20 protein-coding genes are annotated in these 19,900 nt (G+C 73.3%); 3 read left to right on the plus strand and 17 right to left on the minus strand.

All coding sequences use genetic code 11. The annotated features are described in order from the left end of the window. The first annotated feature begins 14 nt into the window (after positions 1-14). Positions 15-1,265 (plus strand): histidine kinase, encoded by a 1,251-nt coding sequence (locus tag AMK16_RS28835; protein ID WP_073920262.1) that lies wholly within the window; start codon positions 15-17, stop codon positions 1,263-1,265. A 34-nt stretch (positions 1,266-1,299) separates the two neighbouring features. Here AMK16_RS28835 and AMK16_RS28840 read toward each other — a convergent pair whose 3' ends face one another. Beyond that, positions 1,300-2,742, minus strand: a complete 1,443-nt coding sequence (locus AMK16_RS28840) for a GuaB1 family IMP dehydrogenase-related protein (RefSeq protein ID WP_199885639.1) — start codon at positions 2,740-2,742, stop codon at positions 1,300-1,302. A gap of 296 nt (positions 2,743-3,038) precedes the next feature. Between AMK16_RS28840 and AMK16_RS28845 the strand changes: the two genes are divergently transcribed. After that, positions 3,039-3,602 (plus strand): hypothetical protein, encoded by a 564-nt coding sequence (locus AMK16_RS28845; protein WP_242438980.1) that lies wholly within the window; start codon positions 3,039-3,041, stop codon positions 3,600-3,602. Between the two features lie 188 nt (positions 3,603-3,790). Here the strand turns inward: AMK16_RS28845 and AMK16_RS28850 are convergent, their stop codons facing one another. The 7 genes from AMK16_RS28850 to fmt all read right to left on the minus strand — a co-directional run bounded on the left by AMK16_RS28850 (position 3,791) and on the right by fmt (position 9,723). Beyond that, on the minus strand, positions 3,791-4,231 hold the full coding sequence (locus AMK16_RS28850) for a barstar family protein (protein ID WP_079191801.1): 441 nt from the start codon (positions 4,229-4,231) through the stop codon (positions 3,791-3,793). Beyond that, positions 4,228-4,698 carry a ribonuclease domain-containing protein gene (locus AMK16_RS28855; RefSeq protein ID WP_073920264.1) on the minus strand — a complete coding sequence of 157 codons (471 nt, stop codon included), beginning with the start codon at positions 4,696-4,698 and terminating at the stop codon, positions 4,228-4,230. Before AMK16_RS28855 ends, AMK16_RS28850 begins: the two co-directional genes overlap by 4 nt. A gap of 52 nt (positions 4,699-4,750) precedes the next feature. Beyond that, entirely contained in the window at positions 4,751-4,972 is a 222-nt protein-coding gene (locus AMK16_RS28860) for a CarD family transcriptional regulator (protein WP_030157491.1), read from the minus strand. A gap of 117 nt (positions 4,973-5,089) precedes the next feature. Then, positions 5,090-6,103 (minus strand): sugar-binding transcriptional regulator, encoded by a 1,014-nt coding sequence (locus AMK16_RS28865; protein ID WP_073920265.1) that lies wholly within the window; start codon positions 6,101-6,103, stop codon positions 5,090-5,092. A gap of 138 nt (positions 6,104-6,241) precedes the next feature. Beyond that, on the minus strand, positions 6,242-6,928 hold the full coding sequence (gene rpe / locus AMK16_RS28870; RefSeq protein WP_073920266.1) for a ribulose-phosphate 3-epimerase: 687 nt from the start codon (positions 6,926-6,928) through the stop codon (positions 6,242-6,244). A 178-nt stretch (positions 6,929-7,106) separates the two neighbouring features. Then, positions 7,107-8,591 (minus strand): RsmB/NOP family class I SAM-dependent RNA methyltransferase, encoded by a 1,485-nt coding sequence (locus AMK16_RS28875; RefSeq protein ID WP_073920267.1) that lies wholly within the window; start codon positions 8,589-8,591, stop codon positions 7,107-7,109. Positions 8,592-8,778: 187 nt separating this feature from the next. Continuing rightward, on the minus strand, positions 8,779-9,723 hold the full coding sequence (gene fmt, locus AMK16_RS28880) for a methionyl-tRNA formyltransferase (protein ID WP_073920268.1): 945 nt from the start codon (positions 9,721-9,723) through the stop codon (positions 8,779-8,781). A gap of 250 nt (positions 9,724-9,973) precedes the next feature. Between fmt and AMK16_RS28885 the strand changes: the two genes are divergently transcribed. Then, positions 9,974-10,507, plus strand: a complete 534-nt coding sequence (locus AMK16_RS28885) for a hypothetical protein (RefSeq protein WP_073920269.1) — start codon at positions 9,974-9,976, stop codon at positions 10,505-10,507. 456 nt (positions 10,508-10,963) lie between these two features. Here the strand turns inward: AMK16_RS28885 and AMK16_RS28890 are convergent, their stop codons facing one another. The 9 genes from AMK16_RS28890 to AMK16_RS28930 all read right to left on the minus strand — a co-directional run bounded on the left by AMK16_RS28890 (position 10,964) and on the right by AMK16_RS28930 (position 19,891). Beyond that, entirely contained in the window at positions 10,964-13,063 is a 2,100-nt protein-coding gene (locus AMK16_RS28890; RefSeq protein WP_073920270.1) for a primosomal protein N', read from the minus strand. 161 nt (positions 13,064-13,224) lie between these two features. Next, on the minus strand, positions 13,225-13,371 hold a 147-nt coding region (locus AMK16_RS35470; RefSeq protein WP_242438988.1), incomplete at its 5' end, for a methionine adenosyltransferase domain-containing protein. A gap of 200 nt (positions 13,372-13,571) precedes the next feature. Further along, positions 13,572-14,780, minus strand: a complete 1,209-nt coding sequence (gene metK / locus AMK16_RS28900; protein ID WP_073920272.1) for a methionine adenosyltransferase — start codon at positions 14,778-14,780, stop codon at positions 13,572-13,574. A 194-nt stretch (positions 14,781-14,974) separates the two neighbouring features. Next, positions 14,975-16,204 (minus strand): bifunctional phosphopantothenoylcysteine decarboxylase/phosphopantothenate--cysteine ligase CoaBC, encoded by a 1,230-nt coding sequence (gene coaBC, locus AMK16_RS28905; protein ID WP_073920273.1) that lies wholly within the window; start codon positions 16,202-16,204, stop codon positions 14,975-14,977. Between the two features lie 119 nt (positions 16,205-16,323). After that, complete coding sequence (gene rpoZ, locus AMK16_RS28910; RefSeq protein WP_004948662.1) at positions 16,324-16,596, minus strand: DNA-directed RNA polymerase subunit omega; 273 nt, start codon at positions 16,594-16,596, stop codon at positions 16,324-16,326. Positions 16,597-16,674: 78 nt separating this feature from the next. Next, a complete protein-coding gene (gene gmk, locus AMK16_RS28915; protein ID WP_073920274.1) occupies positions 16,675-17,238 on the minus strand; it encodes a guanylate kinase in 564 nt (187 codons plus the stop codon). Positions 17,239-17,299: 61 nt separating this feature from the next. Continuing rightward, complete coding sequence (locus AMK16_RS28920) at positions 17,300-17,623, minus strand: integration host factor (protein WP_030008746.1); 324 nt, start codon at positions 17,621-17,623, stop codon at positions 17,300-17,302. Between the two features lie 322 nt (positions 17,624-17,945). Beyond that, positions 17,946-18,785 (minus strand): orotidine-5'-phosphate decarboxylase, encoded by an 840-nt coding sequence (gene pyrF, locus AMK16_RS28925; protein WP_073920275.1) that lies wholly within the window; start codon positions 18,783-18,785, stop codon positions 17,946-17,948. Next, entirely contained in the window at positions 18,782-19,891 is a 1,110-nt protein-coding gene (locus AMK16_RS28930; RefSeq protein ID WP_073920276.1) for a quinone-dependent dihydroorotate dehydrogenase, read from the minus strand. Before AMK16_RS28930 ends, pyrF begins: the two co-directional genes overlap by 4 nt. Positions 19,892-19,900 lie beyond the last annotated feature (9 nt).

Here is a 19,900-nt window from a genome sequence, read left to right on the forward strand (position 1 = left end):
GCCGGAGGGCCGCGGTGAGCGGCGCGGGGGCGGCCGTGCCGGCGGTCCTGGCGGTGGCGGCCGCCGCGCTGCTGCCGGCGGCGGGCTGGGCGGCGGGCCGGTGGCACGCCCGGCGCGGGGACCGTGACCACGGCCCGGATCTGGGGAGCCCGGTGGAACGGGCCACCTTCCACACCCTGCACACGGCGTCGCTGGCCGCTCCCCCGCTGCGGGCCGGGCTGACGCAGGACACCGCCCGCAAGGCCGCCCGGCGGCTGCGGTCGCTGCTGGGCACCGAGGCGCTGTGTCTGACCGACCGGGAGGCGGTGCTGGCCTGGGACGGGCCGGGCGGCGACCACCACCAGCCGGGGGTGATGGCCCGGGTGGCGGTGCCGCTGGAGTCGGGACGCAGCCAGAGCGTGCGGACCGGGTGCCGGCGGCCGGGCTGCCCGCTGAGGTGGGCGGTGGTGGCGCCGCTGACGGGCGAGGACGGGGTGCTGGGCGCCTTGGTGGCCTACGGGTCGCGGGAGTCGGCGGTGCTGGTGCGGGCCGCCACGGAGGTCGCGCGGTGGGTGTCGGTCCAGCTGGAGCTCTCGGAGCTGGACCGGTCGCGGACCCGGCTGATGGAGGCGGAGATCAAGGCGTTGCGGGCGCAGATCTCCCCGCACTTCATCTACAACTCGCTGGCCGCCATCGCCTCCTTCGTCCGGACGGATCCGGAGCGGGCCCGGGACCTGCTGCTGGAGTTCGCGGACTTCACCCGGTACTCCTTTCGGCGGCACGGTGATTTCACGACGCTGGCCGAGGAGTTGCGGTCCGTCGAGCAGTACCTGGCGCTGGCCGGGGCGCGGTTCGGGGACCGTCTGGAGGTGACGCTCCAGGTGGCACCGGAGGTGCTGCCGGTGGCGCTGCCGTTCCTGTGCCTGCAGCCGCTGGTGGAGAACGCCGTCCGGCACGGGCTGGAGGACTCCGCGCAGGAGTGCCGGATCACCATCACGGCGCGGGACGCGGGCGCGGAGGCGGTGATCACCGTCGAGGACAACGGGATCGGGATGGATCCGGCCGTGCTGCGCCGGATCCTGGCCGGCGAGGCCGTCGGCTCGTCCTCGGGCATCGGGCTGACCAATGTCGACGAGCGGATCCGGCAGGTGTACGGGGACGCGTACGGGCCGGTGATGGAGACGGGTGTGGGCGCCGGCATGAAGGTGACCCTGCGGATCCCGAAGTTCCGCGCGGGTGTACACAGTTCACCGCCGGGACGCCATGACCCCCGGGACCGTCCGTGAGAGACGGTCCCGGGGGTCACCGGGGTCGATTCGGCTAGCTCCAGCTGGCGTGCAGCGGCTTGCCCTCGGCGTAGCCGGCGGCGGACTGGATGCCGACCACGGCCTTCTCCTCGAACTCCGCGAGGGAGCCGGCACCGGCGTAGGTGCAGGAGGAGCGGACACCGGCGATGATCGAGTCGATCAGGTCCTCGACGCCCGGGCGGGTGGGGTCGAGGAACATGCGCGAGGTGGAGATGCCCTCCTCGAACAGTGCCTTGCGGGCCCGGTCGTAGGCCGACTCCTCGGAGGTGCGGTTGCGCACGGCACGCGCCGAGGCCATGCCGAAGGACTCCTTGTAGAAGCGGCCGTCGGCGGACTGCTGGAGGTCGCCCGGGGATTCGTACGTACCGGCGAACCAGGAGCCGATCATGACGTTCGAGGCGCCGGCGGCCAGCGCCATCGCCACGTCGCGCGGGTGGCGGACGCCACCGTCGGCCCAGACGTGCTTGCCGTACTTCTTGGCCTCCGCGGCGCACTCCAGTACAGCGGAGAACTGCGGGCGGCCCACGCCGGTCATCATGCGGGTGGTGCACATGGCGCCGGGGCCCACGCCGACCTTGATGATGTCGGCGCCGGCCTCGACGAGGTCCTTGACGCCCTCGGCGGCGACGATGTTGCCGGCGACGATCGGGACCTGCGGGTCCAGCGCGCGGACGGCCTTGATCGCATTGATCATCGACTCCTGGTGGCCGTGCGCGGTGTCGATGACGAGCGTGTCCACGCCCGCGTCGAGCAGCTGCTTGGCCTTCTGCGCGAAGTCGCCGTTGATGCCGACGGCGGCCGCGATGCGCAGTTTGCCGTTGGCGTCCGTCGCCGGGGTGTACAGGGTGGCGCGCAGGGCACCCTTGCGGGTGAGGATGCCGGCGAGCCTGCCGTCCGCGTCGACGGCCGGGGCCGTCTTGCGGTGGCCGGCGTCGAGCTTGTTGAAGGCCTCGCGGGGGTCGATGTCGGCGTCGATGAGCAGGAGCTCCTTCGACATGACCTCGGAGAGCTGGGTGAATCGGTCCACGCCGGTGAGGTCGTGGTCGGTGACGACGCCGATCGGGCGGCCCTCGTCGTCGACGACGACGCCGGCGCCGTGGGCGCGCTTGGGCAGCAGGGACAGCGCGTCGGCGACGGTCTGGGTGGGCGCCAGGGTGATCGGGGTGTCGAGCACGAGGTGGCGGGTCTTGACCCAGGAGATGACGTCGGTGACGACCTCGATCGGAATGTCCTGCGGAATGACGACGATGCCGCCGCGGCGCGCGACCGTCTCGGCCATCCGGCGCCCGGCGATGGCGGTCATGTTCGCGACGACGAGGGGGACGGTGGTACCGGTCCCGTCGGGCGAGGAGAGGTCGACGGCCTGGCGGGAACCGACCGCGGAGCGGCTCGGCACCATGAACACGTCGTCGTACGTCAGGTCGTACGGCGGCTTCAGGTCATTGAGGAAACGCACGTGCTGAACATCCCAGTCGATCGAAGGATCCTTCTAGATGGCTGACAGGGCAGCCGAGGAAACGCACGTACTTCATTCTCCCATGACCCGGGGTTCATGCCGCCCCGGCCGAACGTCCAGGACATTCCGGGCCGCCTGGTCCTTTCCTACGGGACCTTGGTCCCGGCGGGCGGCCCTGCTGCCGGATCCGGCCGCCGGATCCTGCCGCCGCGGACGACGCGCGTCCCGGCCGCGTGCTCCGGTTCCCGGAGCCGGAGTCTTGCGATCAAGCAGGGAGCGGATGCAACGTTGATTACATGATTACAGCCGAACAGAGCGAACAGCTCCGCGCCTGGTTCGCCGAGCGTCTGCCGGCGGACGTCTACGAGTCCCTCGTCTCGGTCACGGCCGACCGCGAGGAGATCACGGTCGTGGGGGCCCTCCCGGCGGACGAGTCCGTCAAGGACTTCCGCGAGCGCACCCGCGCGCAGCGCATCGAGGTGGCCCGCGAGGCCGAGGAACTCTACCGGCGCAAGGTGGCCTGGGGCGTGCTCGCGGGTGGGCAGACGGTCCTCTTCACCCACCTCGCCGTCCCGGTCATGACCCGGCTGCGCCAGTCCGAACGCCAGGTCCTCGACACCCTGGTCGCGGGCGGCGTCGCCCGCAGCCGGGCCGACGCCCTCGCCTGGTGCGTCCGCCTGGTGGGCCGCAACACCGACGCCTGGCTGGCCGAACTGCGCGATTCCCTGGACAAGGTCCACCAGGTCCGTGCGCAGGGCCCGGACGTGGCCGGTGGAACCGGCTTCGCGGCCGGGGGGACGGAGGGATCCGGGGGGACGGAGGGGGCCGCGGGGACGGACCCCGGAATGGCAGCCGGCTGACGCTCCGCACCACTCCACCGTCGACGACTGGAGCGAGTGGATGCGCGTGGATGCGCGTGGATGCGCGTGGATGCGCGTGAATGGTGGGCCGAAGGCGTTGGCCACGGGCGCTGGAGCGCCCCATCGGCGCCTTCTACGCCCGCCCACGCCCTGCGGGACGTGACGTTCCCGCCCCGGCCCCGCCCCGTTCAGCCCGGGCGGCGTCCGGTGTGCGGGGCAGGGGGCGCGGCCCCGTCCGGCCCCGCCCGGTGGCCCGGCCGCGGTCCGCGCGCCGGCTCCGCCAGCACCACCGCGAATGTGGGCTCCTCCTCGCGCCAGGAGTCCACGGCCCCCTCCAGCACGTCCCGGAGGGTCTCCCACTCGCCCGGCTGCGCGTCGGCGTACTCACGCCACGACGTCACGGCCACCAGCCGCCCCGGTGCCTCCGGCAGCCAGGACAGGTCGCCCAGCGCGTCCGCCAGCGCGTCCCAGTTCCCGCCGAACCACTGCGGCAGCCGGAAGGCTTCCCCGCACCGCCGCATCAGCCCGGCCTTGCCCGCTACGCCGCGCAGGTCCAGCCGGAGGACCGTCCAGCCCGCCTCTTCGGCGGCGCCGAGGGCGGGCGCGAGGGGCTGCGGGTCCAGGCTCATCGGAGAACCGCCCTGAAGGTCTCGTAGTGGTCGTCCGAGTAGAAGAACTCCCCGCCCCCGCCCGTCACGATCCGCCGGGCCCCGCGGTCCCGCTCACCCGGCGTCCGCACAGTGAACTCGTGGTAGTAGCCGCGCTCGTGCTGCGGCAGGACCTTCTCGAAGTTCCCGAAGACGGTCCCGTCCTGTCGGTACGCGTACGGCCCGCCCTTGTCGATCAGTGCGAGCACCTCGCGCGCCTGCTGCGGCAGCGCGTCGGCCCGTACGGTGGCCATGCCCTTCGCCCAGCCGGGGGCGTCGCTGGGGACGGCGGCACCGGAGGCGGCGGCGCTCGGCCGCCCGCTGTCGCGGTCACCGCCGGCAGGCGCGGGCTGCTTACCGCCGCAGCCCGCCGCACCGACCAGCGCGGTGCACAGGAACAGAGCCCCCAGCAGACGCAGCAACGATCGGGGCACGCTCCGAAGGATCATGCACCGATCGTGCCGGACATCAGACGCGCTCGCGAATCGCCTGACGGCGGTTTCAGAGCGCCGACATCTTGGTGTAGGGACTCAGAATGCGTTTCTGGACCGATCCGAAGTCGACGAGGACAGCGATCCCCTCCTCAATACCGACGACACGGCCGAGGCCGTGCTCGTCGTGAGAGACCCGGTCGCCGACGCTGAACTGCCGGAGCGGCGGTTCCACGGGGGCCTTGAACGGGCTGGACGGCAAATGGCGGCGAGGTACTGCGGACTTTGTCATTGAGACCAGTATGCGCCCCGCGGGGCGCCCCGCGGGCCGCCGCTCGGATCTCAATTCCGGCACCATCCGTCGCGGAGGCGGGCGTCCGGCGGCGTTTGCAGCCATTCGCCCGATGAGTCAGTCGTCGGGGTCGGCCCGGTCCAGCGCCGGCCGCAGCCCGGGCGCCGACTCCGTGAGCAGGTAGTCGGCGACCGCGGTGTCCGTGACCAGGCTGGTCACCAGGCCCGACCGCAGCACCGCACCGATCGCGGACGCCTTGCGCAGCCCGCCCGCGATCGCCACGACCTCGGGGATCCGCCGGAGCCGGTCCGCCTCGACGGTGATGCACCGCTCGCCGAGGTCCCGGCCGACCCGCCGCCCCTCTGCGTCGAACAGGTGGGCCGACATCTCGGCCGCGACGCCGAGCGAGGCGTAGTGCGCCCGCTCCTCGTCCGTGAGCATGTCGTGGACGGTCGAGATGCCCGGCTCCCAGGAGCCGATGGAGACGGCCGCGACCGTCACCTTGTCGAAGTACTCGAAGGCGCGTGCGATCCCCGTCTGGCCGCGCAGCGCGGCCGCCGTGGCGGGATCGGGCAGCAGCATCGGTGCGTAGATGGGGTGCGCGTCCCCGCCCGAGACCTGCGCCGCGCGGCGTACCGCCTCCACGGAGCCGCGCTCGGCGGTCCCCGCGTCGTACACGCCCGTCAGCTGCACCACGGTGCAGGGCGGCAGCCGGTGCAGGGAGGCGGCCATGTGGATGGTCGAGCGCCCCCACGCCAGGCCCAGTACGTCGCCCTCGTTGACGAGCTCGCCCAGCAGATCGGCGGCCACGGCGCCCAGGTTCTCCGGATCGGGCGCGTCCTCGGTGGCGTCGGCGGGTGACTCCACCACGACGGCGTGCCGGAGCCCGTACCGGGCCCTGAGCGCGTCCGAGCGCTCCGCGTCCAGTTCGGCCGGCACCCGGATCTCGATGCGCACGAGGTCGCGTTCGAGGGCGGTCTCCAGGACCCGGGCCACCTTGAAGCGGCTCACGCCGAACTCCTCGGCGATCTGGATCTTGGACTTGCCCTCCAGGTAGAAACGGCGGGCCATGGCCGCCGCCTGAACCAGCTCCGCGGGTCCCATCCGCAGGGCTGACCGTCCCGCCGACATTGCAGACACCGCGTTCTCCTCACTGCTGTTCACACTCTCGTGTTCACACTCTCGACTCGCCGTTCATCCTGTCAGATCCGAGGGCCGTTGATCAGCCCGGACGGCTCCCCTTCACCCAGCTGTTCACCAACCCTTGGCTCAGTGGTCGCAAGCCCACGGCGCCGCGGCGATCGCCGTACCCGCCTGCTCGCGCAGCGTGCGCACGGCCGCGGCCGGGTCGACGGCGCCGTAGACGGCGCTGCCCGCCACGAAGACGTCCGCGCCGGCCTCCGCGCAGCGTTCGATGGTGGAGGCCGAGACGCCGCCGTCCACCTGGAGCCACAGTTCCAGGCCGTGCTTGGCGATCAGCTCGCGGGTGCGGCGGATCTTGGGCAGCATGATGTCGAGGAAGGGCTGTCCGCCGAAGCCCGGCTCGACGGTCATGATCAGCAGCATGTCGAGCTCGGGGAGGAGGTCCTCGTACGGCTCGATCGGGGTGGCGGGCTTGAGTGCCATGGACGCCCGCGCCCCCATGGCGCGGATCTCCCGGGCGAGGCGCACGGGCGCGGCCGCGGCCTCGGCGTGGAAGGTGACCGAGCCCGCGCCGGCCTCCACGTACTGCGGGGCCCAGCGGTCCGGGTCCTCGATCATCAGGTGCAGGTCGAGCGGGATGTCGGTGGCCCGGCTCAGGGACTCCACGACCGGCACGCCGAGGGTCAGGTTGGGGACGAAGTGGTTGTCCATGACGTCGACGTGCAGCCAGTCGGCTCCCTCGACGGCCTTCGCCTCCTCGGCGAGGCGGGCGAAGTCGGCGGACAGGATGCTGGGGGAAATCTGAGCGGCCATGCCCCAAGACTGCCATGCCGCCGCCTGGTTCAGGCCATGGCCCCGGAAGCCCGGCGCCCCGGCCACACAAGCGGGGCCGGGGACTCCGCCCGGGGGTGTCCCACCGGTCGTGCAGGCGCGGCCGGAGCCCGACCCGCGCGGCAGGGCACCCCCCGGCCCCCGCGCCGGGGGCCCGCCGCTACGCCGTGCGCCGCAGCAGCGCCAGGTACATCGCGTCCGTCCCGTGCAGGTGCGGCCACAACTGGACGTCAGGGCCGTCCCCGAGGGCCGGGACGCCGGACATGAACGGCCGCGCGTCGATCAGTTCCGCCGAGACCGGCTCCGCGCCGGCGCCGCGGCCCTTGAGCACGTCGTCCACGACCACCCGCGTCTCCGCCAGGTGCGGCGAGCACGTCGCGTAGCCCACGACACCGCCCACCCGGACCGCCGACAGCGCCTCGCGCAGCAGGCCGCGCTGGAGCGGGGCGAAGCCGTCCAGGTCCTCCGGGCGGCGCCGCCAGCGGGCCTCCGGCCGGCGCCGCAGGGCGCCCAGACCGGTGCACGGCACGTCCATCAGGACGCGGTCGAAGGAGCCCGGCAGCCACGGCGGCCGCGTGCCGTCCGCCGTGATGACCTGATACGGCCCCGGGTTGCCGGCCAGCGCCTTCTCCACCAGGCGCGCCCGGTGCGGCTGCTTCTCGGAGGCCAGCAGGAAGGCGCCCCGGTCCGCGGCCAGCGCGGCCAGCAGGGCCGCCTTGCCGCCGGGGCCCGCGCAGCCGTCCAGCCAGCGCTGGTCGCGGCCCTCGACCGGTGCGGCCGCCAGGGCCATCGCCACCAGCTGGCTGCCCTCGTCCTGGACCCCGGCGCGCCCCTCGCGCACGGCCTCCAGAGCGCCCGGCTCGCCGCCCTCGGCCATCCGCACGGCGTACGGCGACCAGCGGCCCGGCAGCGCCGAGTCCTCGCCGACCGCCTCCAGCAGCTCCTGCGGCGTGGACCGCCCGGGCCGCGCCACCAGGGTGACCTCGGGACGCTCGTTGTCGGCCTCCAGCAGGTCCTCGATCCCGGCGCGGCCGCCGCCCAGCGAGTCCCACAGTGCGCTGACCACCCAGCGCGGATGCGAGTGGTACACCGCGAGGTGTTCCTCGGCGTCGTCCTCGTAGGGAGGCGCGACCCGCTCCAGCCAGCCGTCCATGTCGTGCGCGGCGATCTTGCGCAGGACGGCGTTCACGAACTTCGCGCGCCCGTCACCGAGCACCACCCGGGCCAGCTCCACGCTCGCCGAGACGGCCGCGTGCGTGGGGATCCGGGTGCCGAGCAGCTGGTGCGCGCCGAGCGAGAGCACGTCCAGCACCGGCGGGTCGACCTCGCGCAGCGGGCGGTCGATGCAGGCCTTGATGACGGCGTCGTAAGTGCCCTGGCGGCGCAGCGTCCCGTAGACCAGCTCGGTGGCCAGCGCCGCGTCGCGCGCCTGGAAGCTCTCGTCCTGGCGCGCCTTGCGCAGCAGCGGCGGCAGGACCAGGTTCGCGTAGGCGTCGCGCTCGTCCACCGCCCGCAGCACCTCGAAGGCCAGCATCCGGACGGGGTCCTTCTGGGGCCGGCGGTACGGCTTGGCCGGCTTGGACTGCCGGCCGCCCGCGCCTTCGGCGGCGGGCTTGCGACGGGGCTGGCGGGGCTGTTCGCTCACGTGAAAGGTGCTCCGGATGTACGAGTGCTTCGGGTACGACGAGTAGGGCGGACGCCACGCCTGCGCGGGGCGCCCGGGGCTGTGGTCGCGCGGTCCCGCGGGTACGTGGTCCCGCGGGGGCCGGGAGTGCTGGGGGGCGGGGAGTGCGTGCTGCGGTGTCGCCGGTCCGTGGAGGAGACCGGACGCCTCAGCCTACGTCGGTCCCGCCGAGACGCTCGCCGGGCGCGATCCGCACCCCGCGGGCCCAGTCGGCGCCGCGCATCGGCTTCTTGCCCTGCGGCTGTACCCACAGCAGCTCCAGGGCGTGCGAGCCGGTGCCGACGTGGACGTTGTTCTTCGCGGGGGCGAGCACGCCGGGCGCCAGGTCCGTACGGTCGGACACCAGGCCCACCGAGATCAGCTTGAGCCGCTCGCCGCGGAAGACGGTCCAGGCGCCCGGGGCGGGGGTGCAGCCGCGGACGACCCGGTCGGCGCGCATCGCCGGGGCCGTCCAGTCGATCCGGGCGCCCTCGACAGTGATCTTGGGGGCGATCGAGACCCCCTCGGGGGCCTGCGGGACGGCGCGCAGGGTGCCGTCCTCGATGCCGTCCATGGTCGCGCAGAGCAGTCCGGCCCCGGCGAAGGCGAGCCGGGTCAGCAGGTCGCCGCTGGTGTCGGTCGGGCGGATCTCCTCGGTGAGGACGCCGTAGACGGGACCTGAGTCCAGGCCCTCCTCGATCTGGAAGGTGGAGGCTCCCGTGAGCTGGTCCCCCGCCATGATCGAGTGCTGTACCGGGGCGGCGCCGCGCCAGGCGGGCAGCAGGGAGAAGTGCAGGTTGACCCATCCGCGGCGGGGGATGTCCAGGGCGCTCTTGGGCAGCAGCGCCCCGTACGCCACGACCGGGCAGCAGTCCGGGTCGATCTCGCGCAGCCGGGCCTGGAAGTCCGGGTCGCGCGGCCGGACGGGCTTGAGGACTTCGATCCCGGCCTCCTCGGCGCGCTCGGCGACCGGGCTGGCGACGAGCCTGCGGCCGCGGCCGGCCGGAGCGTCGGGCCGGGTGACGACGGCGGCGACCTCGTGCCGCCCGGAGGCGATCAGGGCGTCCAAGGCGGGCACGGCGACCTCGGGGGTGCCTGCGAAGACGAGCTTCACTGGGTCCTACCTCGCTCTCTCGGCTGTCAGCAGCGCACCAGTCTATGGGGCGGGCACCGGGGCGGCCTCCGGCGGTGTCGAGGGGGCGTACGTACACGCGCGCGCCTCTCGCATATGCCGACACGCCCCCCGAGCGTGACCTGGGCGCCGGGTGACGCGTTGGTCAAGAGAGATTGACCGAAACGGGCCGCGTCGTGAACGGTGTCTGCGGCCCGATCCGCCCTTCAGCACCGGTTCGAGAGGCTTCTTCATGGCCGACCACGCCACCCACGACGCCCAAGCCCGGGCCAGCCTGCACCTGCTGGTGCGGGACATCGAGCGGGTTCGCCGGCAGGTGGATGCTCTGCGTACGCTCACCGCCCAGCTCGGCAACGTGTACCGCCCGCGCCGCTCCGGTCCCTCCACGGGCTTCGTCGTCTACGGCCGGGCGCCCGCGCCGACCGTCCGCCTCGCGCAGGAGCTGCGGGACAGCGTCGAGACCCTGGTCACCGCCGCCGTGGACTTCGACCGCTCGCTCGGTTTCTCGTGGGACGCCGTCGGATCGGCGCTGGGCGTCACCAAGCAGGCCGTGCACCGGCGTTACGGTGCCCGGCGCGCGCAGGCCGCCGAACCGGCGGAGCAGCCGGCCGACGGGACGACCACCCGGCCCCTGGGCCCGCTCCCGACGGTCCCGGCGGCGCGCTCGGCGCCGCCGCAGCCGCCGCGCGAGGAGTCGCAGGTCGCCGTCCCGCCCCCCGTCTCGGCCCCCCGCTCACCGGCCTTTCCGGGCCCGCGGGGCGGCTGACCAGGATCCTCCGCCGGGACGCCGACCCCCGACGGCCCCACGGCCCCCCGACCGCGCCGGACAAGCCCCAGGGCCCCCGCCGGGGTCGTCCGGCGTCCAGCCCCGGCCCACCCGGCCCCTGAGGGCCCAGGCCGCGCCACGACACCCAGCCTGCCCGGCGCTTGAGGGCACAGGGGCCCCGCCCACCCGGGAGAGCGGGGCCGAGCCGCCGCCGCCGAACCAGCCCGCCCGGCACTTGAGCCGTCAGACGCGCCACCCACCCGGCAGTCCGGGGCCGAGCCGCCGCGCCGACCCAGCCCGCCCGGCGCTTGAGGGCACAGGGGCCCGGCCCACGCGGGGGCCCGGGGCCGAGCCGCCGCCGCCGCCGACCCAGCCCGCCCGGCGCTTGAGGGCACAAGGGCGCGCCCCACGCGGGGGCGGCGGCTTCCCGGGGACGAGCCCCGCGCAGCGGGAGCGTCAGCCGATGTCCAGCGGGTCGATCCGGACCCGCACGGACTCCGACGCCGGCCCGCCCCGGGCCATGCGCGCCGCCTGCGCCGCCTTCAGCGCCGCCGCCAGCGCCGCCCCACTGCCGGGCGGGACCCGCACCAGCGCCCGCTCGCCGGCAGACGCCTCCCCCCGCCGCCCCGCCATCGGCACCGGGCCCAGGATCTCCGCATCCGGCGGCAGCCCGGCCCCCGCCAGGAACGCCTCCACCGCCTCCCCCCGGCCGGCCACCGCGGCCATCCGGGAGACCGGCGGGAAGCCGAGCTGGGACCGCTCGGCGAGTTCCCGTACGGCATGCCCCACCGGGTCCCAGCGCACCAGCGCCTGGACCGGCCGCAGCGTCGGCTCGGCCACCACGACCACCTGTCCGTCCGCCCGGACCAGCGACGCGGCGGCGATCCACCGGCGCAACGCGTCCTCCCCGGCCCGCAGGTCGGGCCGGCTCAGCATCGCCCAGCCGTCGAGCAGCAGCGCCGCCGCGTAGCCGGCGCCCGCCGCGACGGGCTCCGCCCCGGGGGTGCACACCACCAGCGCCGGCCGGTCGGGGACCTTGTCCAGGACGTGGTCGCGCCCGGAGGTCCGTACGGCCACGGCCGGGAACGCCCGTCCCAGCTCCTCGGCCGTCCTTCGGGCGCCGACCACCTGGGCCCGCAGCCGGAACGAACCGCACTCCTCGCAGTGCCAGGACGGCTCGGGCCGCCCGCACCACCCGCACTGGAGGTCCCGCGCGTCGGGAGCCTCCAGGGGCCCCGCGCAGGCGGTGCAGCGGGCCGGGGTGCGGCACCGCTCGCACGCCAGCCTGGGTACGTAGCCCCGCCGCGGCACCTGGACCAGTACGGGCCCGGTCTTGAGTCCCTCCCGTACGGTCTCCCACGCCAGGCTCGGCAGCCGGGCGGCCCGGGCGGCCCCGTCGCGGGCCAGCAGTTCGTCGCCGACGGTCCGGATCCGCGGAGCGTGCTCCCGCACCGTCTCCCGGGCGGCGACCAGCGGCCGCGCCCAGCCCGACTCGACCAGCTGGGCGGCCTCCACGGTGCAGCTGGTGCTGCCGGCGAGGAACCCGCAGCCGTCGCTGACGGCGCGCAGCTCCAGCACCTCCCGTACGTGCGGGAAGGGGGCGCGGTCGTCGCTGTGGCTGGAGTCCCCGTCGTCCCAGATGACGACGAGCCCGAGGTCCCGCACGGGGGCGAACATCGCGGCCCGGGTGCCGACGACGGCCCGCACCGAGCCCCGGTTCACGGCGAGCCACTCGCGGTAGCGCTTCTCGGGACCGGACTCGGCGGTCAGCAGGGCGTGCCGCCCTTCCCCGAGGAGGGCGGTGAGCGCGGCGTCCACGCGGGCGGCGGTGCGCCCGTCCGGGAGCACGGCGAGGGCGCCGCGGCCGGAAGCGAGGGTGGCGGCCACGGCGCGGGCGAGTTCGTCGGCCCAGCCGGGGCCCGGCAGTGCCGTCCAGACGGCGCGCGGGGTACCGCCGCCGGCCAGGGCGCGCAGGAAGGCGGGCCCGGCGCCGTACCGCTCCCAGCCGCCCGGCTCGGGCGCGGCGGGCGCGGGCAGCGGTTCGGGCGAGGGCTTGGCCTCGGCGCGGGCGTTGCGCGGCGGCAGCGCGAGCTGGAGGACGTCGGCGAGGCTGCCGGCGTACCGGTCGGCCACGGCCCGGGCCAGGGCCAGCATCCGGGGACCGAGCACCACCTCGGGCGAGACGACGTGGGCGAGCGCGGCGAGCGCTCCGGCGTAGTCCGATTCGGCCCGGCGCTCCACGATGAAGCCGTCGATGAGACCGCCGCCCTCGCGGCGGCCGCCGTGCACCTGGTGGGATCCGGCCCCGAAGCGGACCCGGACGCGGACGCCGGGCTGGGCGGCCTCGGAGAGGTCGGCGGGGACGGCGTAGTCCCACAGCTGGTCGAGGTGGAGCACGCCCTTGTTCACGAGGACGCGGGCGACAGGCAGCTCGTCGGCGAGCGCGGCCCCGCGCCAGGTGCGGGGCTTTGCCTTGGGCGCCTTGGCCTTCGCCTCGGCGACCATCTCCCGGATCAGCGCCAGCTGCTCCGGCGGGGAATCGTTCGCGCTGCTCACATCAGCATTCTTACCAAATGCCACCGACAGCGGCGGGGCCCGGCGGCGCTCCCCCGCCCCTGGCCGGCGCCGGTGGGGTTCCTGCGGCACGAGGGCGGCGCGGGCGCGCGAACGGCTCCGGACCAGCTGGTCCGGAGCCGTTCGCGCGGGCGGGCGCGGTCCTACAGGCCGGCGGCGGCGCGCAGGGCGTCGACGCGGTCGGTGCGTTCCCAGGTGAAGTCGGGCAGCTCGCGGCCGAAGTGGCCGTAAGCGGCGGTCTGGGCGTAGATGGGGCGCAGGAGGTCGAGGTCGCGGATGATGGCGGCCGGNGCCAGCTGCTCCGGCGGGGAATCGTTCGCGCTGCTCACATCAGCATTCTTACCAAATGCCACCGACAGCGGCGGGGCCCGGCGGCGCTCCCCCGCCCCTGGCCGGCGCCGGTGGGGTTCCTGCGGCACGAGGGCGGCGCGGGCGCGCGAACGGCTCCGGACCAGCTGGTCCGGAGCCGTTCGCGCGGGCGGGCGCGGTCCTACAGGCCGGCGGCGGCGCGCAGGGCGTCGACGCGGTCGGTGCGTTCCCAGGTGAAGTCGGGCAGCTCGCGGCCGAAGTGGCCGTAAGCGGCGGTCTGGGCGTAGATGGGGCGCAGGAGGTCGAGGTCGCGGATGATGGCGGCCGGGCGCAGGTCGAAGACCTCGCCGATGGCGTCCTCGATCTTCTGGACCTCGACCTTGGCGGTGCCGAAGGTCTCGACGAACAGGCCGACGGGCTCGGCCTTGCCGATCGCGTAGGCGACCTGGACCTCGCAGCGCGAGGCCAGCCCGGCGGCGACCACGTTCTTGGCGACCCAGCGCATCGCGTACGCCGCGGAGCGGTCGACCTTGGAGGGGTCCTTGCCGGAGAAGGCGCCGCCACCGTGACGGGCCATCCCGCCGTAGGTGTCGATGATGATCTTGCGGCCGGTCAGGCCGGCGTCGCCCATCGGGCCGCCGATCTCGAAACGCCCGGTCGGGTTGACCAGCAGCCGGTAGCCCTCGGTGTCGAGCTTGATGCCGTCCTCGATGAGCTGGGCCAGCACGTGCTCGACGACGAACTCGCGGATGTCGGGAGCGAGCAGCGAGTCCAGGTCGATGTCCGCCGCGTGCTGGGTCGAGACGACGACCGTGTCCAGGCGGACGGCCTTGTCGCCGTCGTACTCGATGGTGACCTGGGTCTTTCCGTCGGGGCGCAGGTAGGGGATGGTCCCGTTCTTGCGGACCTCGGACAGGCGCTTGGAGAGCCGGTGCGCGAGGTGGATCGGCAGCGGCATCAGCTCGGGCGTCTCGTCGCAGGCGTAGCCGAACATCAGGCCCTGGTCGCCGGCGCCCTGCTTGTCGAGCTCGTCCTCGTCGCCTTCGACCCGCTTCTCGTAGGCCGTGTCGACGCCCTGGGCGATGTCCGGGGACTGCGCGCCGATGGACACCGACACGCCGCAGGAGGCACCGTCGAAGCCCTTCTTCGAGGAGTCGTAGCCGATTTCGAGGATCTTGTCGCGCACGAGCTGGGCGATCGGCGCGTAGGCCTTCGTCGTCACCTCGCCCGCGATGTGCACCAGACCCGTGGTGATCAGGGTCTCCACGGCCACGCGCGAGGTCGGGTCCTCGGTGAGGAGCGCGTCGAGGATCGTGTCGCTGATCTGGTCAGCGATCTTGTCAGGGTGGCCCTCGGTCACGGACTCCGAGGTAAACAGACGACGGGACACAACGCTCCCTGGGGTTGCAGCGGCTGCTGGCTGATCATTTGGCGGAACCACACCGGGGGCTGCGCCCGGTCACGTTCCGACTGCAGTTTATCGGTCGCCACCGTTTGCCGGACCACCCGTCTCGCCTTGTGGGAGCCGTGTGACCTGCGGCACTCCATTCTGGCGCACGGATGTGACCATGGATAGGGACCTGCTCAGGCGCGTCGCGCGGGAAGGCGGGCCACCACCTGGTCCCAAATGACGTCCGCCAGCACTTCCTTCGGACCATGGGGCACGTGGGTCTCGGTCCCATCGGAGCCAAGGACGACGGCCTCGTTCTCCTCCGATCCGAAAGTCTTGGCCTCGCCGACCTCGTTCACGACGAGGAGATCACAGCCCTTGCGCCGGAGCTTCGCGCGCCCGTTGGCGAGGACGTCGTCGGTCTCGGCGGCGAATCCGACCACGATCCGGCCCTCTCCGGCCCGGCTCGCCGAGATCTCGGCGAGGACATCGGGGTTGCGTACGAGGGCGACCGGCGCGGGCTCCTCCCCGTCCTTCTTCTTGATCTTGCCGCTCGCGTACTCGGCGGGCCGGAAGTCCGCGACGGCCGCGGCCATCACCACGGCGTCGGCCCCGGCCGCCGCTTCCCGTACCGCCTCCCGCAGCTGCAGGGCGGTGCCCACCCGTACGACGTCCACCCCGGCCGGGTCGGCCAGCGCGGTGTTCGCGGCCACGAGGGTGACCCGGGCGCCACGCGCGACGGCCGTGCGGGCCAGCGCGTAGCCCTGCTTGCCGGAGGAGCGGTTGCCGAGGAAGCGGACGGGGTCCAGGGGCTCGCGTGTGCCGCCCGCGCTGACCACCACGTGCCGGCCGGCGAGGTCCGGTCCGGCCGTTGCGCCCGAGGGGGCGCCCCGGCGCAGGACGTGGCGGCACACCTCGAAGATCTCCTCCGGGTCGGGCAGCCGCCCCTTGCCGGTGTCCTTGCCGGTGAGCCGGCCCACGGCGGGCTCGATGACGACCGCTCCGCGGCGCCGCAGCGTGGCGACGTTCTCCTGGGTGGCGGGGTGCTCCCACATCTCGGTGTGCATGGCGGGCGCGAAGACCACCGGGCAGCGGGCGGTGAGCAGGGTGTTCGTGAGCAGGTCGTCGGCGAGCCCGTGGGCGGCCTTGGCCAGCATGTCGGCGGTGGCCGGGGCGACCACGACGAGGTCGGCGGACTGTCCGATGCGCACGTGCGGCACCTCGTGGACGCTCTCCCAGACCGCGGTGGAGGCCGGGTTCCCCGACAGGGCGGACCAGGTGGCCTCGCCCACGAAGTTCAGGGAGGCCGCCGTGGGCACCACCCGCACCTCGTGCCCGGACTCGGTCAGCCGGCGCAGCAGCTCGCACGCCTTGTATGCGGCGATGCCGCCGCTGACCCCCAGCACGACCTTCGGCTTACCCACCACGCACTCCCCTTCGACACGTCCGACGCGTTCGGCTCTGATCGTCGTACTCACCCATGACACACCACAGGCCCGGCAGATCTTCTGCCGGGCCTGTGGTGAAAGGAATTCTCGGTGCCTTACTGAGCCGGGGCCTCGATGGCCTCGGAGGTCAGCAGACCCGCGTTGATCTCGCGCAGCGCGATCGAAAGCGGCTTCTCGTGGACGTGGGTGTCCACCAGCGGGCCGACGTACTCGAGCAGGCCCTCACCGAGCTGCGAGTAGTACGCGTTGATCTGACGCGCGCGCTTTGCCGCGTAGATCACGAGGCTGTACTTCGAGTCAGTAGCCTCGAGCAGCTCGTCGATCGGCGGGTTGATGATGCCCTCGGGCGCAGTAATGGAAGAGGACACGCTCTACCTTCCGAAGATGGGGGAAAAACTGAGACGATCAGGTGTTGATCGGACGATTCAAAAACATCGACCAAACGATCAGACAACTTCCACCAAGGCTAGCAGCTCACGCGCTACATCCTCGACGGAGGTGTTGACAAGGGTGGTGTCGAACTCGGATTCGGCAGCCAGTTCGACCTTGGCAGTCTCCAGCCGGCGCGCGATGACCTCGGCCGATTCGGTGCCCCGGCCGGTCAGGCGCCGGACCAGCTCGTCCCAGCTCGGCGGGGCCAGGAAGACGAGCTGGGCGTCGGGCATGGACTCGCGGACGAGCCGTGCGCCCTGGAGGTCGATCTCCAGCAGTACCGGCTCGCCCTTGTCCAGGCGCTCCAGCACCGCGCTGCGCGGTGTGCCGTAGCGGTTGCCCGCGAATTCGGCCCACTCCAGCAGCTCGCCGTTGGCGATCAGCTTGTCGAACTCGTCGTCGCCGACGAAGAAGTAGTGGACTCCGTGTCGCTCACCGGGCCGCGGCTTGCGGGTGGTGGCCGACACCGAGAGCCAGACCTCGGGGTGGACCTTGCGCATATGCGCGACGACCGTGCTCTTGCCGACCCCCGAGGGGCCGGAGAGCACGGTCAGCCGCGGACGAACCTCTGCTGCCATAGAGCGATTATCCAGGTTCCCAGGACTGCCTGAGAACGCCGGGAGAACTTCAGGCGGCGCCTCAGGCGCCGGTACTGCCGAACTCGCGCTCCAGAGAGGCGATCTGGTTGGAACCGAGACCTCGGACACGCCGGGACTCGGAGATGCCGAGGCGCTCCATGATCTGCTTGGCGCGCACCTTGCCCACGCCAGGCAGGGACTCCAGCAGGGCGGAGACCTTCATCTTGCCGATGACGTCGTTCTCCTGGCCTGTCTTGATGACCTCTTGGAGCGAGGCGCCGGAGTGCTTGAGTCGATTCTTCACCTCGGCCCGCTCCCGGCGAGCCGCGGCGGCCTTTTCGAGCGCGGCTGCGCGCTGTTCAGGGGTAAGGGGCGGAAGAGCCACGCCTACGTCACCTCGGATGTCGAACTGTCGGATACGGACCGGTGGGGAACCCAAGGGCACCACACCAGGCGAGCTCCCGAACAGCGATGGAACTCCTTCGCTGCGCGTTCACTCTGGTCGGAGACTAGCGGCCATCACGGCTCCAGTCAGCGAGAACGGACGAAAAGTCCTGGTCAGCCTCCACTGAAACGTACATCACGGACAAAATACCCCGGTTTTGTCCGGTGAAGGCCGGTCGAATTTCGTCAGGCCGCGCGAAGTGCCCCTCCGGCGGCCCGCCCGAACGATCCTCCGGTGCTGCGAACCGTTCCGGTCACGAGCACTAGCCGCTGACGGCCTCGCGGATCCCGTCCGCGAACTCCCGCGCCGAGGCGCGCAGCGCCGCGACGTCCGGTCCGTGCGCGAGCACGCCGCGCGACACGTTCGGGACGACGTTGCGCACGGCCTTGCCGAACACCCCCGGCAGGTCCGCCGCCGCCGCGCCCTGCGCCCCGATGCCGGGGGCGAGGAGCGGTCCGTTGATCTCCAGGTCGAAGGAGGAGAGGTCGCCCAGCGTGGCGCCGACCACCGCGCCGAAGGAACCCATCGGCGCCGCGCCCGCGTTCTCCGCCGCCAGGTGCGCCAGCATGGTCGCGCCGATCGTGCGGCCGTCCTCCCGCACCGCGCGCTGGACCTCCGCGCCTTCCGGGTTCGAGGTCAGGGCGAGCACGAAGAGCCCCGCGCCCGATGCGCGGGCGAGGTCGACGGCCGGCTTCAGCGAGCCGTAGCCGAGGTAGGGGGAGACCGTCAGCGCGTCCGAGAAGAGCGGCGAGGACGGATCCAGGAAGGCCGCGGCGTAGGCCGCCATCGTCGAGCCGATGTCGCCGCGCTTGGCGTCCATCAGGACGAGCGTGCCGGCCGCCCGCGCGTCCGCGACGGTCCGCTCCAGCACCGCGACGCCCTTGGAGCCGAACCGCTCGAAGAAGGCGGCCTGCGGCTTGAAGACGGCCACCTGGTCGGCGAGCGCCTCGACCACGGTGCGCGAGAAGCGTTCCAGGCCCGCGATGTCGTCCTCCAGGCCCCAGGAGGCCAGCAGGGCCGCGTGGGGGTCGATGCCCACGCAGAGCGGGCCGCGGGCGTCCATCGCCTCGCGCAGACGGGTGCCAAAGGGGGTCACGGTCACTGCGCGGCCTTTCGGGTCTCGGCGCCCACGGCTTCGGCGAGCGTCGCGTACGGGCTGTCGGCCAGGCGCGCGGCCAGGCCCTTGTGGATGGCGCGGGCGTAGAAGGGGCCCTCGTAGACGAAGGCGCTGTAGCCCTGGATCAGGCCGGCGCCCGCCAGGATGCGCTGCCAGGCGTCTTCGGCGTTCTCGATGCCCCCGACGCCGACGAGGAGCAGCCGGTCCCCCACACGGGCGTACAGGCGGCGCAGGACCTCCAGCGAGCGCTCCTTGACCGGCGCGCCCGACAGGCCGCCGGTCTCCTTCACGAGGGCCGGGGCGGACTTCAGGCCCAGCCCCTCCCGCGCGATGGTGGTGTTCGTGGCGATGATGCCGTCCAGGCCGAGTTCCAGGGCGAGGTCCGCGACCGCGTCGACGTCCTCGTCCGCCAGGTCCGGGGCGATCTTGACGAGCAGCGGGACCCGGCGGTCGGTGACGACCCGGTCCGCGGCCTCGCGCACGGCCGTCAGGAGCGGGCGCAGGGATTCGGTGGCCTGGAGGTTGCGCAGGCCGGGCGTGTTCGGAGAGGAGACGTTGACCACGAGGTAGTCGGCGTGCCGGGCGAGGCGCTCGGTCGAGGCGACGTAGTCCGCCACGGCTTCTTCCTCGGGGACGATCTTGGTCTTGCCGATGTTGACGCCGACGACGGTGCGGAAGACGGGCGTACGGGCGGCCAGCCGGCGGGCCACGGCCGCCGAGCCCTCGTTGTTGAAGCCCATCCGGTTGATCAGCGCGCGGTCCGGTACGAGCCTGAAGAGCCGCTTCCTGGGGTTGCCGGGCTGGGGCTGCGCCGTGACCGTGCCGATCTCGACGTGGTCGAAGCCGAGCATCGACATGCCGTCGATGGCGACGGCGTTCTTGTCGAAGCCGGCGGCCAGGCCGAAGGGGCCGTGCATCCGCAGGCCCAGGGCCTCGGTGCGCAGCTCCTTGTGGCGGGGGGCGAGCCAGGCCGCGAGGAACGTGCGCAGCACCGGGGTGCGGGCTGCGAGGCGGATCCAGCGGAAGGCCAGGTGGTGGGCCTGCTCCGGGTCCATCCGCTTGAAGACCAGGTTGAAGAAGAGTTTGTACATCGTCGTGGA

This window comes from Streptomyces sp. CB00455 (assembly GCF_001905445.1).
GTDB lineage: Bacteria > Actinomycetota > Actinomycetes > Streptomycetales > Streptomycetaceae > Streptomyces.

What these genes read in the sequence shown, in the direction of transcription:
- AMK16_RS28845 (WP_242438980.1), top strand. Translation starts at nt 3,039, where the DNA reads ATGATTACAGCCGAACAGAGCGAACAGCTCCGCGCCTGGTTCGCCGAG.
- AMK16_RS28850 (WP_079191801.1), bottom strand. Translation starts at nt 4,231, where the DNA reads ATGAGCCTGGACCCGCAGCCCCTCGCGCCCGCCCTCGGCGCCGCCGAA.
- AMK16_RS28855 (WP_073920264.1), bottom strand. Translation starts at nt 4,698, where the DNA reads ATGATCCTTCGGAGCGTGCCCCGATCGTTGCTGCGTCTGCTGGGGGCT.
- AMK16_RS28860 (WP_030157491.1), bottom strand. Translation starts at nt 4,972, where the DNA reads ATGACAAAGTCCGCAGTACCTCGCCGCCATTTGCCGTCCAGCCCGTTC.
- AMK16_RS28865 (WP_073920265.1), bottom strand. Translation starts at nt 6,103, where the DNA reads ATGTCGGCGGGACGGTCAGCCCTGCGGATGGGACCCGCGGAGCTGGTT.
- rpe (WP_073920266.1), bottom strand. Translation starts at nt 6,928, where the DNA reads ATGGCCGCTCAGATTTCCCCCAGCATCCTGTCCGCCGACTTCGCCCGC.
- AMK16_RS28885 (WP_073920269.1), top strand. Translation starts at nt 9,974, where the DNA reads ATGGCCGACCACGCCACCCACGACGCCCAAGCCCGGGCCAGCCTGCAC.
- gmk (WP_073920274.1), bottom strand. Translation starts at nt 17,238, where the DNA reads ATGGCAGCAGAGGTTCGTCCGCGGCTGACCGTGCTCTCCGGCCCCTCG.
- AMK16_RS28930 (WP_073920276.1), bottom strand. Translation starts at nt 19,891, where the DNA reads ATGTACAAACTCTTCTTCAACCTGGTCTTCAAGCGGATGGACCCGGAG.